This is a genomic window from Streptomyces sp. NPDC002054 (assembly GCF_040296685.1).
Classification (GTDB): domain Bacteria; phylum Actinomycetota; class Actinomycetes; order Streptomycetales; family Streptomycetaceae; genus Streptomyces.
In genome coordinates, this window is record NZ_JBEOXT010000003.1 from 278,775 (window position 1) to 291,504 (window position 12,730).

At 69.6% G+C, this 12,730-nt stretch carries 10 protein-coding genes; 7 read left to right on the plus strand and 3 right to left on the minus strand.

Annotated elements, in window-relative coordinates:
• Positions 1-213 precede the first annotated feature (213 nt).
• From ABT123_RS04375 to dxs, 5 genes are all read left to right on the plus strand, one after another.
• On the plus strand, positions 214-1,428 hold the full coding sequence (locus ABT123_RS04375) for an ROK family transcriptional regulator (protein WP_351309630.1): 1,215 nt from the start codon (positions 214-216) through the stop codon (positions 1,426-1,428).
• Between the two features lie 129 nt (positions 1,429-1,557).
• Positions 1,558-2,658, plus strand: a complete 1,101-nt coding sequence (locus ABT123_RS04380) for a sugar ABC transporter substrate-binding protein (protein ID WP_351309753.1) — start codon at positions 1,558-1,560, stop codon at positions 2,656-2,658.
• A 133-nt stretch (positions 2,659-2,791) separates the two neighbouring features.
• Positions 2,792-3,589, plus strand: a complete 798-nt coding sequence (locus tag ABT123_RS04385) for an ATP-binding cassette domain-containing protein (RefSeq protein ID WP_351309633.1) — start codon at positions 2,792-2,794, stop codon at positions 3,587-3,589.
• 4 nt (positions 3,590-3,593) lie between these two features.
• Positions 3,594-4,868, plus strand: a complete 1,275-nt coding sequence (locus tag ABT123_RS04390) for a sugar ABC transporter permease (RefSeq protein WP_351309635.1) — start codon at positions 3,594-3,596, stop codon at positions 4,866-4,868.
• Between the two features lie 153 nt (positions 4,869-5,021).
• The gene (gene dxs, locus ABT123_RS04395) at positions 5,022-6,938 is read left to right on the plus strand and encodes a 1-deoxy-D-xylulose-5-phosphate synthase (protein WP_351309638.1); all 1,917 of its coding nucleotides are present in this window, start codon (positions 5,022-5,024) and stop codon (positions 6,936-6,938) included.
• Positions 6,939-7,013: 75 nt separating this feature from the next.
• Here dxs and ABT123_RS04400 read toward each other — a convergent pair whose 3' ends face one another.
• Complete coding sequence (locus ABT123_RS04400; RefSeq protein ID WP_351309641.1) at positions 7,014-7,376, minus strand: hypothetical protein; 363 nt, start codon at positions 7,374-7,376, stop codon at positions 7,014-7,016.
• A gap of 220 nt (positions 7,377-7,596) precedes the next feature.
• Here ABT123_RS04400 and ABT123_RS04405 point away from each other — a divergent pair, with 220 nt between their 5' ends.
• Complete coding sequence (locus ABT123_RS04405; protein ID WP_351309644.1) at positions 7,597-9,117, plus strand: amino acid permease; 1,521 nt, start codon at positions 7,597-7,599, stop codon at positions 9,115-9,117.
• Positions 9,118-9,209: 92 nt separating this feature from the next.
• Here ABT123_RS04405 and ABT123_RS04410 read toward each other — a convergent pair whose 3' ends face one another.
• Positions 9,210-10,307: an LCP family protein gene (locus tag ABT123_RS04410; RefSeq protein ID WP_351309647.1), complete on the minus strand. Its 1,098-nt coding sequence runs from the start codon at positions 10,305-10,307 to the stop codon at positions 9,210-9,212.
• 134 nt (positions 10,308-10,441) lie between these two features.
• Here ABT123_RS04410 and ABT123_RS04415 point away from each other — a divergent pair, with 134 nt between their 5' ends.
• Positions 10,442-11,563 carry a PLL family lectin gene (locus ABT123_RS04415; protein ID WP_351309650.1) on the plus strand — a complete coding sequence of 374 codons (1,122 nt, stop codon included), beginning with the start codon at positions 10,442-10,444 and terminating at the stop codon, positions 11,561-11,563.
• A 26-nt stretch (positions 11,564-11,589) separates the two neighbouring features.
• Here ABT123_RS04415 and ABT123_RS04420 read toward each other — a convergent pair whose 3' ends face one another.
• The gene (locus ABT123_RS04420) at positions 11,590-12,720 is read right to left on the minus strand and encodes a hypothetical protein (RefSeq protein WP_351309653.1); all 1,131 of its coding nucleotides are present in this window, start codon (positions 12,718-12,720) and stop codon (positions 11,590-11,592) included.
• Between the last annotated feature and the right edge of the window lie 10 nt (positions 12,721-12,730).

A 12,730-nucleotide genomic window follows, 5' to 3' on the forward strand; every position in this document is an offset into this window, starting at 1 on the left:
GGTCACCGAAGGGCGGGCGATCCGGCCGGAAAAGGCCGCAGACGATCGGCGCCTCAGCGACCGTAACACGATCTCTGCCGTCCTTCTCTCGTACTTATGGCCCACACTGTCCTCTAGTGGCCGATTCGTGCTCTCGCGACCTCTTGACCTTTGGATGGCCAAAGGCTCGACTTAGGGTTCACAAGTTGGAGAGATGGCAGGAGTGGATCAGTCGTGGAGACTCCGGGTTCGCAGTCGTCCTTGCACCGCGCGAATCTCGAACGGGTGGTGCGGGCGGTCCGGCTCGCCGGTTCGCTGACCCAGGCGGAGATCGCCCGTACCACCGGACTGTCGGCGGCCACGGTCTCCAACATCGTCCGGGAGCTGAAGGACGGCGGGACCGTGGAGGTCACCCCGACCTCGGCCGGCGGCCGGCGGGCGCGCAGCGTCTCGCTCAGCGGCGACGCGGGCATCGTGATCGGCGTCGACTTCGGCCACACCCATCTGCGGGTGGCCGTCGGCAACCTCGCGCACCAGGTGCTGGCCGAGGAGGCCGAGCCGCTGGACGTGGACGCCTCCTGGGTGGACGGGTTCGACCGGGCGGAGCACCTGGTCGGACGGCTGATCGAGAGCGTCGGCACGGTCCGGGAGAAGGTGATCGGGGTCGGCCTCGGCGTGCCCGGCCCGATCGACGTGGAATCCGGCACCCTCGGCTCCACCGCGATCCTGCCGGGCTGGGCCGGCATCAACCCCCGGGAGGAGCTCTCCCGGCGCCTGGGCGTGCCGGTGTACGTGGACAACGACGCCAACCTCGGAGCGCTCGGCGAGCTGGTCTGGGGGAGCGGCCGGGGGGTCAAGGACCTCGCGTACATCAAGGTGGCCAGCGGTGTCGGTGCCGGCCTGGTGATCAACGGGCAGATCTACCGGGGGGTCGGCGGCACCGCGGGCGAGATCGGGCACATCACCCTGGACGAATCGGGCCCGGTCTGCCGCTGCGGCAACCGGGGTTGCCTGGAGACCTTCGCCGCCGCCCGCTACGTTCTGCCGCTGCTCCAGGGCACTCACGGGCCCGAACTCACCATGGAGCGGGTGGTCGAGCTGGCCCGGGAGGGCGACCCCGGCTGCCGCCGGGTGATCACGGACGTGGGCCGCCATGTGGGCAGCGGGGTGGCCAGTCTGTGCAACCTGCTCAACCCCAGCCGGGTGGTCCTCGGCGGTTCCCTCGCCGATGCCGGTGAACTGGTCCTGGCTCCCATACGTGAATCGGTCGGGAGGTACGCGATCCCCAGCGCCGCCCGGCAGTTGTCGGTACTGACGGGGTCGTTGGGCGGACGGGCCGAGGTGCTGGGCGCGCTGGCCCTGGTACTGAGCGAGATGGGCGATTCGACGCTTTTGCTGGGCAAGGGCGGCGGTACCCAGGCTCCTCAGGTGTTGTCTTCAGTTAGATAACGGATGGCACCGTTGTCATCTCGTTAAGGATTCACTCCTTGACGGCAAAACGCGGCCGGGGTTGACTCACATCCACCTCGGCCGCGGTGTTGCGGCCTCGTCAGGGAGGTTCAGGAAATGAACACGCGTATGCGTAGAGCCGCCGTTGCCGTCGCCGCCACCGCAATGGCTGCCTCGCTCGCCGCCTGTGGGAGTGCCAAGGAGGCCGGCGAGAAGTCCAAGGACTCCGCAGCGCCCGTGGGTGACGAGATCAAGGTCGGTCTGCTCCTGCCGGAGAACCAGACCGCGCGCTACGAGAAGTTCGACAAGCCGCTGATCGAGAAGACGGTCACCGAACTCACCCGCGGCAAGGGCAAGGTGGTCTACGCCAACGCCAAGCAGGACGCGACCACGCAGAGCTCGCAGGTCGACACGATGATCGCCAACAAGGTGAACGTCCTGATCATCGACGCGGTGGACTCCAAGGCCATCGCCGGCTCGGTCAAGAAGGCCAAGGACGCCGGCATCCCGGTCGTCGCCTACGACCGCCTCGCCGAGGGCCCGATCGACGCCTACACCTCCTTCGACAACGAAGAGGTCGGCAAGGTCCAGGGCAAGGCCCTGCTGGAGGCCCTGGGCGACAAGGCCAAGGCCGGCCAGATCATCATGATGAACGGCTCGGTCACCGACCCGAACGCCAAGCTCTTCAAGCAGGGTGCGCACTCCGTCCTCGACGGCAACGTGACCGTCGGCAAGGAGTACGACACCGTCGAGTGGAAGCCGGAGAACGCCAACACCAACATGGCGGCGGCGGTTTCGGCCCTCGGCAAGGACAAGATCGTCGGCGTCTACTCGGCCAACGACGGCATGGCCGGCGGCATCATCACCGCCCTCAAGGCGGCCGGCGTCAACCCGCTGCCCCCGGTCACGGGCCAGGACGCGGAACTCGCCGGTGTCCAGCGGATCGTGGCGGGCGAGCAGTTCATGAGCGTGTACAAGCCGTACGCGCCGGAGGCCGAGGCCGCCGCGAAGATGGCCGTCGCCCTCGCCAAGCACGAGGAGATCGAGACGATCGCCAAGTCCAAGGTGGACAGCCCCACCACCAAGGGCGTTCCCTCCGTGCTGATCCCGGTGGTCTCGCTGACCAAGGCCAACATCGCCGACACCGTGGTGCGGGACAACGTCTACACGGTCGCCGAGATCTGCACCGACAAGTACAAGGCCGCCTGCGACGCCGCCGGCCTCAAGTAGCCGCCCCCGCCCTCCCCTTCGGGAGGAGGGCCCGCACACCTGCCCGGCGCCCCGCCTCATTCCCCCGCCACCCGCGGGGCGCCGGACAGAAACGTAAATGCAAGGCATCCCCGCCGGTCAGGCGGCGAAGGAGATGATTCACGTGTCCGCTGCGCCCGTGCTGGCGTTGCGAGGGGTCTCGAAGCGATTCGGTGCCGTCCAGGCCCTCACCGACGTAGAACTCGAGGTCCATTCCGGTGAGGTGGTCGCCCTGGTCGGCGACAACGGCGCCGGCAAGTCGACGCTCGTCAAGACGATCGCCGGCGTCCACCCCATCGATGACGGCGTCATCGAGTGGGAAGGCCGCCCGGTCTCGATCAACAAGCCCCACGACGCCCAGAACCTGGGCATCGCGACGGTCTACCAGGACCTCGCGCTCTGCGACAACATCGACGTGGTCGGCAACCTCTTCCTGGGCCGCGAGCTCAAGCGCCGCGGCATCCTCGACGAGGTGGAGATGGAGCGGCGCGCCCGCGAGCTGCTCTCCACCCTCTCCATCCGCATCCCGAGCGTCCGCATCCCCATCGCCTCGCTCTCCGGCGGCCAGCGCCAGACCGTGGCGATCGCCCGCTCCATGCTCGGTGAGCCCCAGCTCGTCATCCTCGACGAGCCCACCGCCGCCCTCGGCGTCGAGCAGACCGCCCAGGTGCTCGACCTGGTCGAGCGGCTGCGCGAACGCGGCCACGCCGTCATCCTCATCAGCCACAACATGGCCGATGTGAAGGCCGTCGCCGACAAGGTGGCGGTCCTGCGGCTGGGCCGCAACAACGGTGTCTTCAACGTCGCCGACACCTCGCAGGAAGAGATCATCTCCGCCATCACGGGTGCCACGGACAACGCCGTGACCCGCCGGGCGGCCCGCACCGGGGAGATTCGCAAGAATGGGCACTGACAACATGGCGAAGCACAAAGCCGGCCCGGTGGTCAATCCGGGCGCGGCCGGGGACGCCATCCCCGCGGTCGACCCCCGCCTGCTGGTGCGCGAAGAGGGCCTGTCCGGCTACGTCGGCGAGTTCAAGCGGAAGCTGCGGGCCGGCGACCTGGGTTCGCTCCCGGTCATCATCGGCCTGGTGGTCATCTGCGCCATCTTCCAGAGCCTGAACGCGAACTTCCTCTCCGCCGAGAACATCAACAACATCGCGGTCACGATGGTCGCCACCGGCATGATGGCCGTCGGCATCATCTTCGTGCTGCTGCTCGGCGAGATCGACCTCTCGGTCGGCTCGGTCAGCGGAGTCTCCGGCGCGATCGTCGCCGTCCTCGCCGTCACCCACGGCGTGAACGAATGGCTCGCGGTGCTCGCCGCCATCGCGGGCGGCGCGCTGATCGGCTCGATCCACGGCTTCTTCTTCGCCAAGATCGGCGCCCCGGCCTTCGCCGTCACCCTTTCGGGCCTGCTGTTCTGGTCCGGCTTCATGCTCCAGCTGCTCGGCAGCAACGGCACCATCAACCTCGACTCCGAGGGCGTGGTCGGCAAGCTCACCACGTACTACTTCTCCGATGTCGCCGCCGCCTACGGGCTGGCCGCGGTGGCCGTCGCGGTGTACTTTCTGAGCGCCTTCCTGGACGCCAGGCGCCGGTCCGCGGCCGGGGTCCCCTCCCGCCCGCTGAGCGAGGTCCTGCTCCGCACCGGACTGCTCGCCGTGGTGGCCTTCACCGCCGCGTCCGTGTTCAACCAGTACAAGGGCATGCCGCTCGCGGTGCTGCTCTTCCTGCTGGTCCTGGTCGGCACCGACTTCCTGCTCCGCCGCACCGGCTTCGGGCGCAAGATCTTCGCCCTGGGCGGCAGCGTCGAGGCCTCCCGGCGGGCCGGCATCAACGTGGACATGATCCGCATAGCGGTCTTCGCCATCGCGGGCACCTTCGCGGCGGTCGGCGGCCTCTTCTGGGCCTCCAAGATCGCGGCGGCCAACCAGAGCGCCGGCGCCGGCGACCTGCTGATGAACGTGATCGCGGCGGCCGTGATCGGCGGCACCAGCCTCTTCGGCGGCCGTGGCCGGACCTGGAACGCCCTCCTCGGTGTCATGGTCATCACCTCGATCCAGTACGGTCTGGCCCTGCAGGGCATCGCCACACCGATCCAGTACATGATCACCGGTGCGGTGCTGCTGGCCACCGTGGTGATCGACTCGGTCACCCGTAAGACGCAGAAGACCGCGGGCCGCGCCTGAGGCACCCCTTTACGCGGCCCTGTGCCCGGCGCCACCCTCAGGTGGTGCCGGGCACATCCGTGCGTCCGGCCACCAGAAGGTGCGCCCGATGACGCACCGCGCGGGCGGAACATTAGACTCGACAGACCAGCAAGCAACTGCAAGGAGGCACGGGTGCTGCTGACCCGCATCAAGGGACCGCGCGATCTGGACCGGCTCAGCCCGGAGCAGCTGAACCAGCTGGCCGCAGAGATCAGGTCCTTCCTCGTCGACGCGGTCTCCAAGACCGGCGGGCACCTGGGCCCCAACCTCGGCGTCGTCGAACTGACGATCGCCCTGCACCGGGTCTTCGAGTCCCCCAAGGACAAGGTCCTCTTCGACACCGGGCACCAGGCCTACGTGCACAAGCTGCTCACCGGCCGCCAGGACTTCACCGGCCTGCGCACCAAGGGCGGCCTCTCCGGCTACCCCTCGCGCGCCGAGTCCGAGCACGACGTGATCGAGAACTCGCACGCCTCCACCGTGCTCGGCTGGGCCGACGGCCTCGCCAAGGCCAACCAGGTGCTCGGCCGCGAGGACCACCACGTCGCCGCCGTGATCGGCGACGGCGCCCTCACCGGCGGCATGGCCTGGGAGGCGCTGAACAACATCGCCGCCGCCAAGGACCGCCCGCTGGTCATCGTCGTCAACGACAACGAGCGCAGCTACGGCCCCACCATCGGCGGCCTCGCCGACCACCTGGCCACCCTGCGCACCACCGACGGCTACGAGCGCTTCCTGGCCCGCGGCAAGGACCTCCTGGAGCGCACCCCGGTCGTCGGGAAGCCGCTCTACGAGACCCTGCACGGAGCCAAGAAGGGCCTCAAGGACTTCATCGCCCCGCAGGGCATGTTCGAGGACCTCGGCCTGAAGTACATCGGCCCCATCGACGGGCACGACCTCGAGGCCCTGGAGTCCGCGCTCACCCGCGCCAAGCGGTTCAGCGGCCCGGTCATCGTCCACTGCCTCACCCAGAAGGGCCGCGGCTACACCCCGGCCCTGGAGCACGAGGCGGACCGCTTCCACGCGGTCGGCGTCATCCACCCGGACACCGGTCTGCCCGTCAAGACCGCCGCCGCCAGCTGGACCTCGGTCTTCGCCGACGAGATGGTCAAGATCGGCCACGACCGGCCGGACGTGGTCGGCATCACCGCCGCCATGCTCCACCCGGTCGGCCTCAACAAGTTTGCCGAGGCCTTCCCGGACCGGATCTACGACGTCGGCATCGCCGAGCAGCACGGCGCCACCTCCGCCGCGGGCCTCGCCACCGGCGGGGTCCACCCGGTCTTCGCCGTCTACGCCACCTTCCTCAACCGCGCCTTCGACCAGGTCCTGATGGACGTGGCCCTGCACAAGTGCGGGGTCACCTTCGTCCTGGACCGGGCCGGGGTCACCGGCGACGACGGCGCCTCCCACAACGGCATGTGGGACATGTCCATCCTCCAGGTCGTCCCCGGCCTGCGGCTGGCCGCCCCGCGCGACGCCGAGCAGCTGCGCGCCCAGCTCCGCGAGGCCGTCGAGGTCGAGGACGCGCCGACCGTGGTCCGCTTCTCCAAGGGCGTGGTCGGCCCGGCCGTGCCCGCCATCGGCCGGATCGGCGGCATGGACCTGCTCCGCGCCCCGGCCCCCGAGGTCCGGCAGCCGGACGTGCTGATCGTCTCGGTCGGCGCGCTCGCCCCGATGTGCCTGGAGATCGCCGACCTGCTCGACAAGCAGGGCATCTCCGCCACCGTGGTCGACCCGCGCTGGGTCAAGCCGGTGGACGAGGCGCTCGCCCCGCTGGCCGACCGCCACCGGGTGGTCGTCACCGTCGAGGACAACGGTCGTACCGGCGGCGTGGGCGCGGCCGTCTCGCAGGCCCTGCGGGACGCGGGGGTCGACGTACCGCTGCGCGACTTCGGCATTCCGCAGCGCTTCCTCGACCACGCCCTCCGCAAGGAGATCCTGGCCGAGATCGGGCTGACCGCCCCGGACATCGCCCGTCAGGTCACCGGCCTGGTCGCCAAGCTGGACGGCCGCTACGACACCGAGCCGGCCGCCGCCGTCGACTAGTCGGCCTAAGCGTACGAACAGGCGCGGCCGGGACCCGTTCCGACGGGTCCCGGCCGCGCCTTCGTTTTGCGCCGGTCAGCTGCCGACGACGGTGAAGCTGCGCCAGGGCAGGCTGTGGGGGGCCGTCACGTTCGACAGGCTGGTGGCGACGTAGATCCCGTCGGCCTTGTCGGTCTTCCGGCAGTTCTCCGTCCGGTACAGCACGATGTCGACCAGGGTGTTGTTGTGCACGTGGGCGGCGCCGCGGGGGAGGGCGATCCGGTGGCAGCCCTGGACCAGGGTGTTCGAGTAGACCAGCTCGACGGGCGAGTCGTGGGCGCGGAAGGCGAGGGTGCCGACGGTGGTCCTGCCCAGGCCCGAGCAGGCCGTGGCGGTCAGCAGCAGCAGTGCCGACCCGGTGATGACGCCGATGCGCCGGTGGCGCCGGTGGTGGGACATGGCTCGGTCCTCGTCTGTGCGGAGATGGCGGCCTTGCCCGCAGCCTGGCCCCCCGGGCGCCCCGCGGCATGCGGTGCGCGGCCGTGCGGATGACGGCCGATGGAGGTCCTTCCTGTTGCAGGTCTCCGGCCGGGAGGATCATCCTTGAATGGGTGATTTGTCCGGCCCGTTCGCGCGCCGGCCCCCCTCACGCTGTGGGGGCCCGTTCGGAGGTGTGCCCGTGAGTGCGAATCTGAACAGTCCCTTCCGTACGAAATCGGTGGAACAGTCCATCCGCGACACGGAAGAGCCCGAGCACCAGTTGCGGAAGTCCCTCTCCGCCTGGGACCTCACGATCTTCGGTGTCGGCGTCATCATCGGCACCGGCATCTTCGTGCTGACGGGCATCGCGGCCCGGAACAACGCCGGACCCGCCACCGCCCTGTCCTTCGTGGCCGCGGGTGTCGTCTGCGCCCTCGCGGCCCTCTGCTACGCCGAGTTCGCCTCGACGGTGCCGGTGGCCGGATCGGCGTACACCTTCAGCTACGCCTCGATCGGCGAGCTGCCCGCCTGGATCATCGGCTGGGACCTGGTATTGGAGTTCGCGCTCGGCACCGCGGTGGTCGCGGTCGGCTGGTCCGGGTACGTACGCCACCTGATGGACACCAACCTCGGCTGGCAGCTGCCCACCGCCATCTCCGGACCCGATGCGGGCGGATCCTTCGACCTGCTGGCCTTCCTCCTGGTCCTGGCGCTGACCGCAATCCTGGTCGTCGGGACGAAGCTCTCGGCCCGGATCACCGCGATCGTGGTCGCCATCAAGGTCACCGTGGTGCTGCTGGTCATCGTCGCCGGCCTGTTCTTCATCAAGGCCGACAACTACTCGCCGTTCATCCCGCCGGCCCAGCCGCAGCCCGAGGGCACCAGCGGCTGGCACGCGCCACTGGTCCAGCTCCTCTTCGGCTACGAACCCACCAACTTCGGCATCATGGGCATCTTCACCGCGGCCTCGCTGGTGTTCTTCGCCTTCATCGGCTTCGACGTCGTGGCCACCGCCGCCGAGGAGACCAAGAACCCTCAGCGGGACATGCCGCGCGGCATCCTGGGCTCGCTGCTCATCTGCACCGTGCTCTACGTGGTGGTGACCCTGGTCGTCACCGGCATGCAGCACTACACGCAGATGTCGCCGACCGCCCCGCTCGCCGAGGCCTTCAAGTCCGTGAATCAGCCGTTCTTCGCCGGTGCCATCAGTCTCGGCGCCGCCGTCGGCCTGATCACGGTCAGCATGATCCTGCTGCTCGGCCAGACCCGGGTGTTCTTCGCGATGAGCCGCGACGGCCTGCTGCCGCGCTTCTTCTCCGTCACCCACCCGAAGTTCCGCACTCCCTACCGGGCGACCGTCGTGCTCGGCGTGGCCATCGCCTTCCTCGCCGGCTTCACCAGCCTGGAGAAGCTCGCGGAGCTGGTGAACATCGGCACCCTGTTCGCCTTCGTGGTCGTCGCACTCGGCGTGATCATCCTGCGCCGGTCCCGCCCGGACCTGCACCGCTCCTTCCGCACCCCGTGGGTGCCGGTGCTCCCGATCATCTCGATTGCGGCCTCCCTGTGGCTGATGCTCAACCTGCCGGCCGACACCTGGCTGCGGTTCGCGATCTGGATGGTCATCGGCATCGTCGTCTACTACGCGTACGGCCGCCGGCACAGCCGGCTGGGCCTGGGGCTCGAAGGGCCCCGCGGGGACGTCCCCAAGGTCCCGTCGTAGTACTCCCCGGTCATACGGCCATACGGTCATACGACAACGGCCGGGCCCCCAGGAGCGGGGCCCGGCCGTCCGGTGCGCGCGGCGGCGGGAGGTCAGCCGGCCTTGGCCGGGGACTTCTTCGCGGAGGCGGGGATCTTCTCGTCCTTGCGCAGGGCCTCCCACAGCTGGGTGGCGTTCGGCTCGGCCGCGATCACCCGGTTCGGGTCGATCTTGTCGTACGCCACCGGGAGCATGATGGTCTCCATCGTCTCCGGGTCGACGCCCTTCATGCTCTTGGCGAAGTCGGAGAGCTTGGTGAGCGAGGCCAGTTCGGAGTCGGTGGTCAGCGACTTGGTGCCGGCGTCGGCCAGCTTGTAGAGCCGGGCCGGGTTGCCCAGGGCGTCCTGCTTCTTGATCTCCGACAGCATCGCGGTCATGAACTTCTGCTGCAGACCGATGCGGCCGAGGTCGCTGCCGTCGGCGTAGCCCTTGCGGGTGCGGACGAACTTCAGCGAGTCGGTGCCGTTGAGCTTGTGCTCGCCGGCGTCCAGCTTGATGCCGCCCTTGGAGCCGTTGATGGGCTTGTCCAGCTTGACGGTGACCCCGCCGAGGGCGTCGACCAGGTTCTTGAAGCCGGCGAAGTCCACCTCGACGAAGTGGTCCACGCGGACCCCGGACATCTGCTCCACCGTGTTCACCACACAGGCGGGACCGGCCAGGGCGTAGACGCTGTTCATCATGGCCCGCTTCTGGCCCGGGATGGTCTTGCCCTTCTCGTCCTTGCAGTCGGGCCGGGTGATCAGGGTGTCGCGCGGAATGCTGACCGCGGTGGCCTTGGACCGGCCCGCGGGTATGTGGATCAGCAGCGTGGTGTCCGAGCGGGCGCCCGCCACCGTGCTTCCGCCGTCGAGGTCGGAGTTCTCCCCGGCGCGCGAATCGGAGCCGATGACCAGGACGTTCTGGGCGCCCTCCACGACCTTCTGCGGGCGGTTGTCGCCGATCGCCTGGTCCAGGTCCACGCTCTGGATGTTGCCGTTGAGGTGGCTGTACGTCCACCAGGCGCCGCCGCCGAGCGCGACCACCACGGCCAGCAGGCTCCACAGCAGGACCCGGCGGATCTTCTGGCCCCGGGTACGCGTGCGGGTGGCGCTCCGGCGCCGCGCGGCGCGTCCCGCCGGCGGAGTCGTCGAACCTGAAGTGTCTGCAGTCATTCCCGGGGACCGGTCCTTCCGCACTGATGAGAGAAGTCACGCGGCCTATAACATAAGCGCACTCTTGAGCGAGTAAGGCGCCGGGGTATGCTCAACTCCGTTCGAATCATGATGTGGGAAGGCTGCTTCGGTTCATGGCTACGCGATCCGCGCGCAGGTCCCACAAGCAGGTGGCCGGCGCGTCCCAGGCGGACGCGGTGCACGACCGGGGCGCTGCCGCGCTGGGCCCGGCCTCCGGATCCTGGGTCCTCGCGGGCAAGGACGGCCGGTTGAGCGCATACGCGATGGCCGAGGGCGGGCTGGTGCGCTGGACCGAGAGCGAGCCCGGCGGCCCCGAATGGACCGGCCCCGACTTCTTCCCGGCCCCCGACCTGACCCACCTCTGCCTGGCCCAAGGCCAGGACGGCTATGTGCACTTCGTCGGTCGGCGCAGCCGGGTCGTGGACGGCCGGGAGCAGATCACCTTCCATCACGCCATGCAGTACCAGACGGGCCGGCCGCTGGGCCCCTGGGCCTCGCTGGGCAGCCTCTACCAGAACGAGGACATGGCCCGCACTGCGGGCGCCCCGAGCGCGGCCGTCGATGTGCACGGCGGACTCCACGTCTTCGTACGGAACTTCGGCAAGGGCGTCCACTCCCGCCGGCAGGACAACAAGGGCAAGTGGAACAAGTGGGCCGACATCAAGGGCAGTGGAACCCTTGACGGCTCCACCGGGTTCGCCACGTTCGGCGGCCGGGTCTCCCTCATCGCCCCGGCCGAGAAGCGGGTGAGCCTGTGGACCCAGTCCGAGCCGGGCGGCTCCGTCGACAAGGCCGAGGACCTGCCCTTCCTCGCCCAACCGGCCTCCGGCTGCGGTGTGGAGACGGCCCCTGACCGGGTCACGTACTACTGGCACGCCGCCGACGGCCGCGGCGTCTGCGCCTACCGCGCCGGAGTCGGCGTGATGGCGCTCGGCGGCGGACCCGCACACGGCGCGGTCGCCGGCACCCGGGCCTTCGTCGACGGCTACGACTGCACGATCCTCGCCTACCGGGGTCTGAACGGCCGTACGGCGCTGGCCGCCTATCCGACCGAGAACGAGGCGGCCGGCCTGTGGTGGACCGAGACCGGCGAGGAGGCGGTGGGCTCGCCCGGCCTGACCGTCGATGCGCGCGGCAGGATCGTGATCGCCGCGGTCAGCGTGGCGGGCGAGCTGCTGGTGACCCGGCAGAAGGACAACATGGGCCTGTCGCTGGGCCGTTGGATGCGGTTCTGACACCCCCGTCCCGCGGCCCGGCGGGCTCAGTACGGCTCGGGTGACCCGTACGGACCGTGCTGGCCGGGCACCCCGGGCAGCCCGTACCGCTGCGGCGGGGGCAGTTGCCGGGGCTGCGCCTGCCGGCCCCGCGACTGCGGCGGGACCTTCGCCAGGCCGTGCCGGTCCACGGCGAGGGTGGAGATCTTCCGGAGGAAGTCCACCGAACGGGCCGCGGTGCCCTCGGTGATCCACGCGTCGTCGATCTCGCAGAGCTCCACCCGGACCGGGGAGTTCTGCAGGACGATCGGCAGCGTGTAGGCGATGGTGGAGGCGAAGGTCAGGACGGTGTGCCCGATGGGCTCCACCCGCGCCATGACCTCCATGGGAAGTTCGGGGTGGAGGATCTCCATACCGGTGGCATCGGCGATCTCCCGTAGTTTCTCCGGGCTTTCGCGGCGGTGCGCCAGATAGCGCCAGGCGCCGCGGGACCGGGCGATCCAGCCGATCGCCTCCAGATAGCGCTGCTGGTCGATGATGCCCGTCTCCACCAGTGAGGTGCCGGCCAGATCGGCGCCGCCGCGGACCCGGACCGGGCCGAAGGTCTCCCGGATCCAGCGGTACTCGTTGGGCACCACCACGGCGCCGGGTGGCGGGCTCACCGGCATGCAGGTGAAGAACGCGAACAGCTCCAGAGTGTCCCGGGACAGCCAGCGGCCGACCGAACTGCCCTTGCCGTCGGACTTCTTGGGCGCATCGCCCTGGTGCCAGCGGCTCAGGTTCTGGCCCTGCGTCAGCAGGGCCACCAGCTCGGTGGTGGCGGTGCCGTCGTCGACGACCACCACCTCGCGCGCCTTGGAGAAGGGCAGCAGGGCCTGCACGGTACGGGAGAACAGGTCGCCGATCACCAGGCGCTCGGCAGCGGAGACGGAACGGCCGAGCCGGAGCAGGGTGTGGGCCCGGCTCACCGAGCCGGACCGCACCTCATAGCGCCGCCAGACCAGCCTGGCCTGGGACGCGAACTTGCACAGCCGCCGCACCTGCTCACGGGAGTGGCGGTCGGTGGGCTGCAGGATGGCGATGCTGAGGGAAGACGCCTCGCCCGGGTGGACATGGGCCCACTCGAGAACGTTGAGCAGTTGAGCAGGGCTCTCCACCAGGGCGAGGGTCTCAGTCATCGACGGTTCG

Excerpts from the sequence above, each read along its gene's own strand:
- ABT123_RS04380 (WP_351309753.1), top strand. The coding sequence starts at position 1,558 with ATGCGTAGAGCCGCCGTTGCCGTCGCCGCCACCGCAATGGCTGCCTCG.
- ABT123_RS04385 (WP_351309633.1), top strand. The coding sequence starts at position 2,792 with ATGATTCACGTGTCCGCTGCGCCCGTGCTGGCGTTGCGAGGGGTCTCG.
- ABT123_RS04390 (WP_351309635.1), top strand. The coding sequence starts at position 3,594 with ATGGCGAAGCACAAAGCCGGCCCGGTGGTCAATCCGGGCGCGGCCGGG.
- ABT123_RS04400 (WP_351309641.1), bottom strand. The coding sequence starts at position 7,376 with ATGTCCCACCACCGGCGCCACCGGCGCATCGGCGTCATCACCGGGTCG.
- ABT123_RS04410 (WP_351309647.1), bottom strand. The coding sequence starts at position 10,307 with ATGACTGCAGACACTTCAGGTTCGACGACTCCGCCGGCGGGACGCGCC.
- ABT123_RS04415 (WP_351309650.1), top strand. The coding sequence starts at position 10,442 with ATGGCTACGCGATCCGCGCGCAGGTCCCACAAGCAGGTGGCCGGCGCG.
- ABT123_RS04420 (WP_351309653.1), bottom strand. The coding sequence starts at position 12,720 with ATGACTGAGACCCTCGCCCTGGTGGAGAGCCCTGCTCAACTGCTCAAC.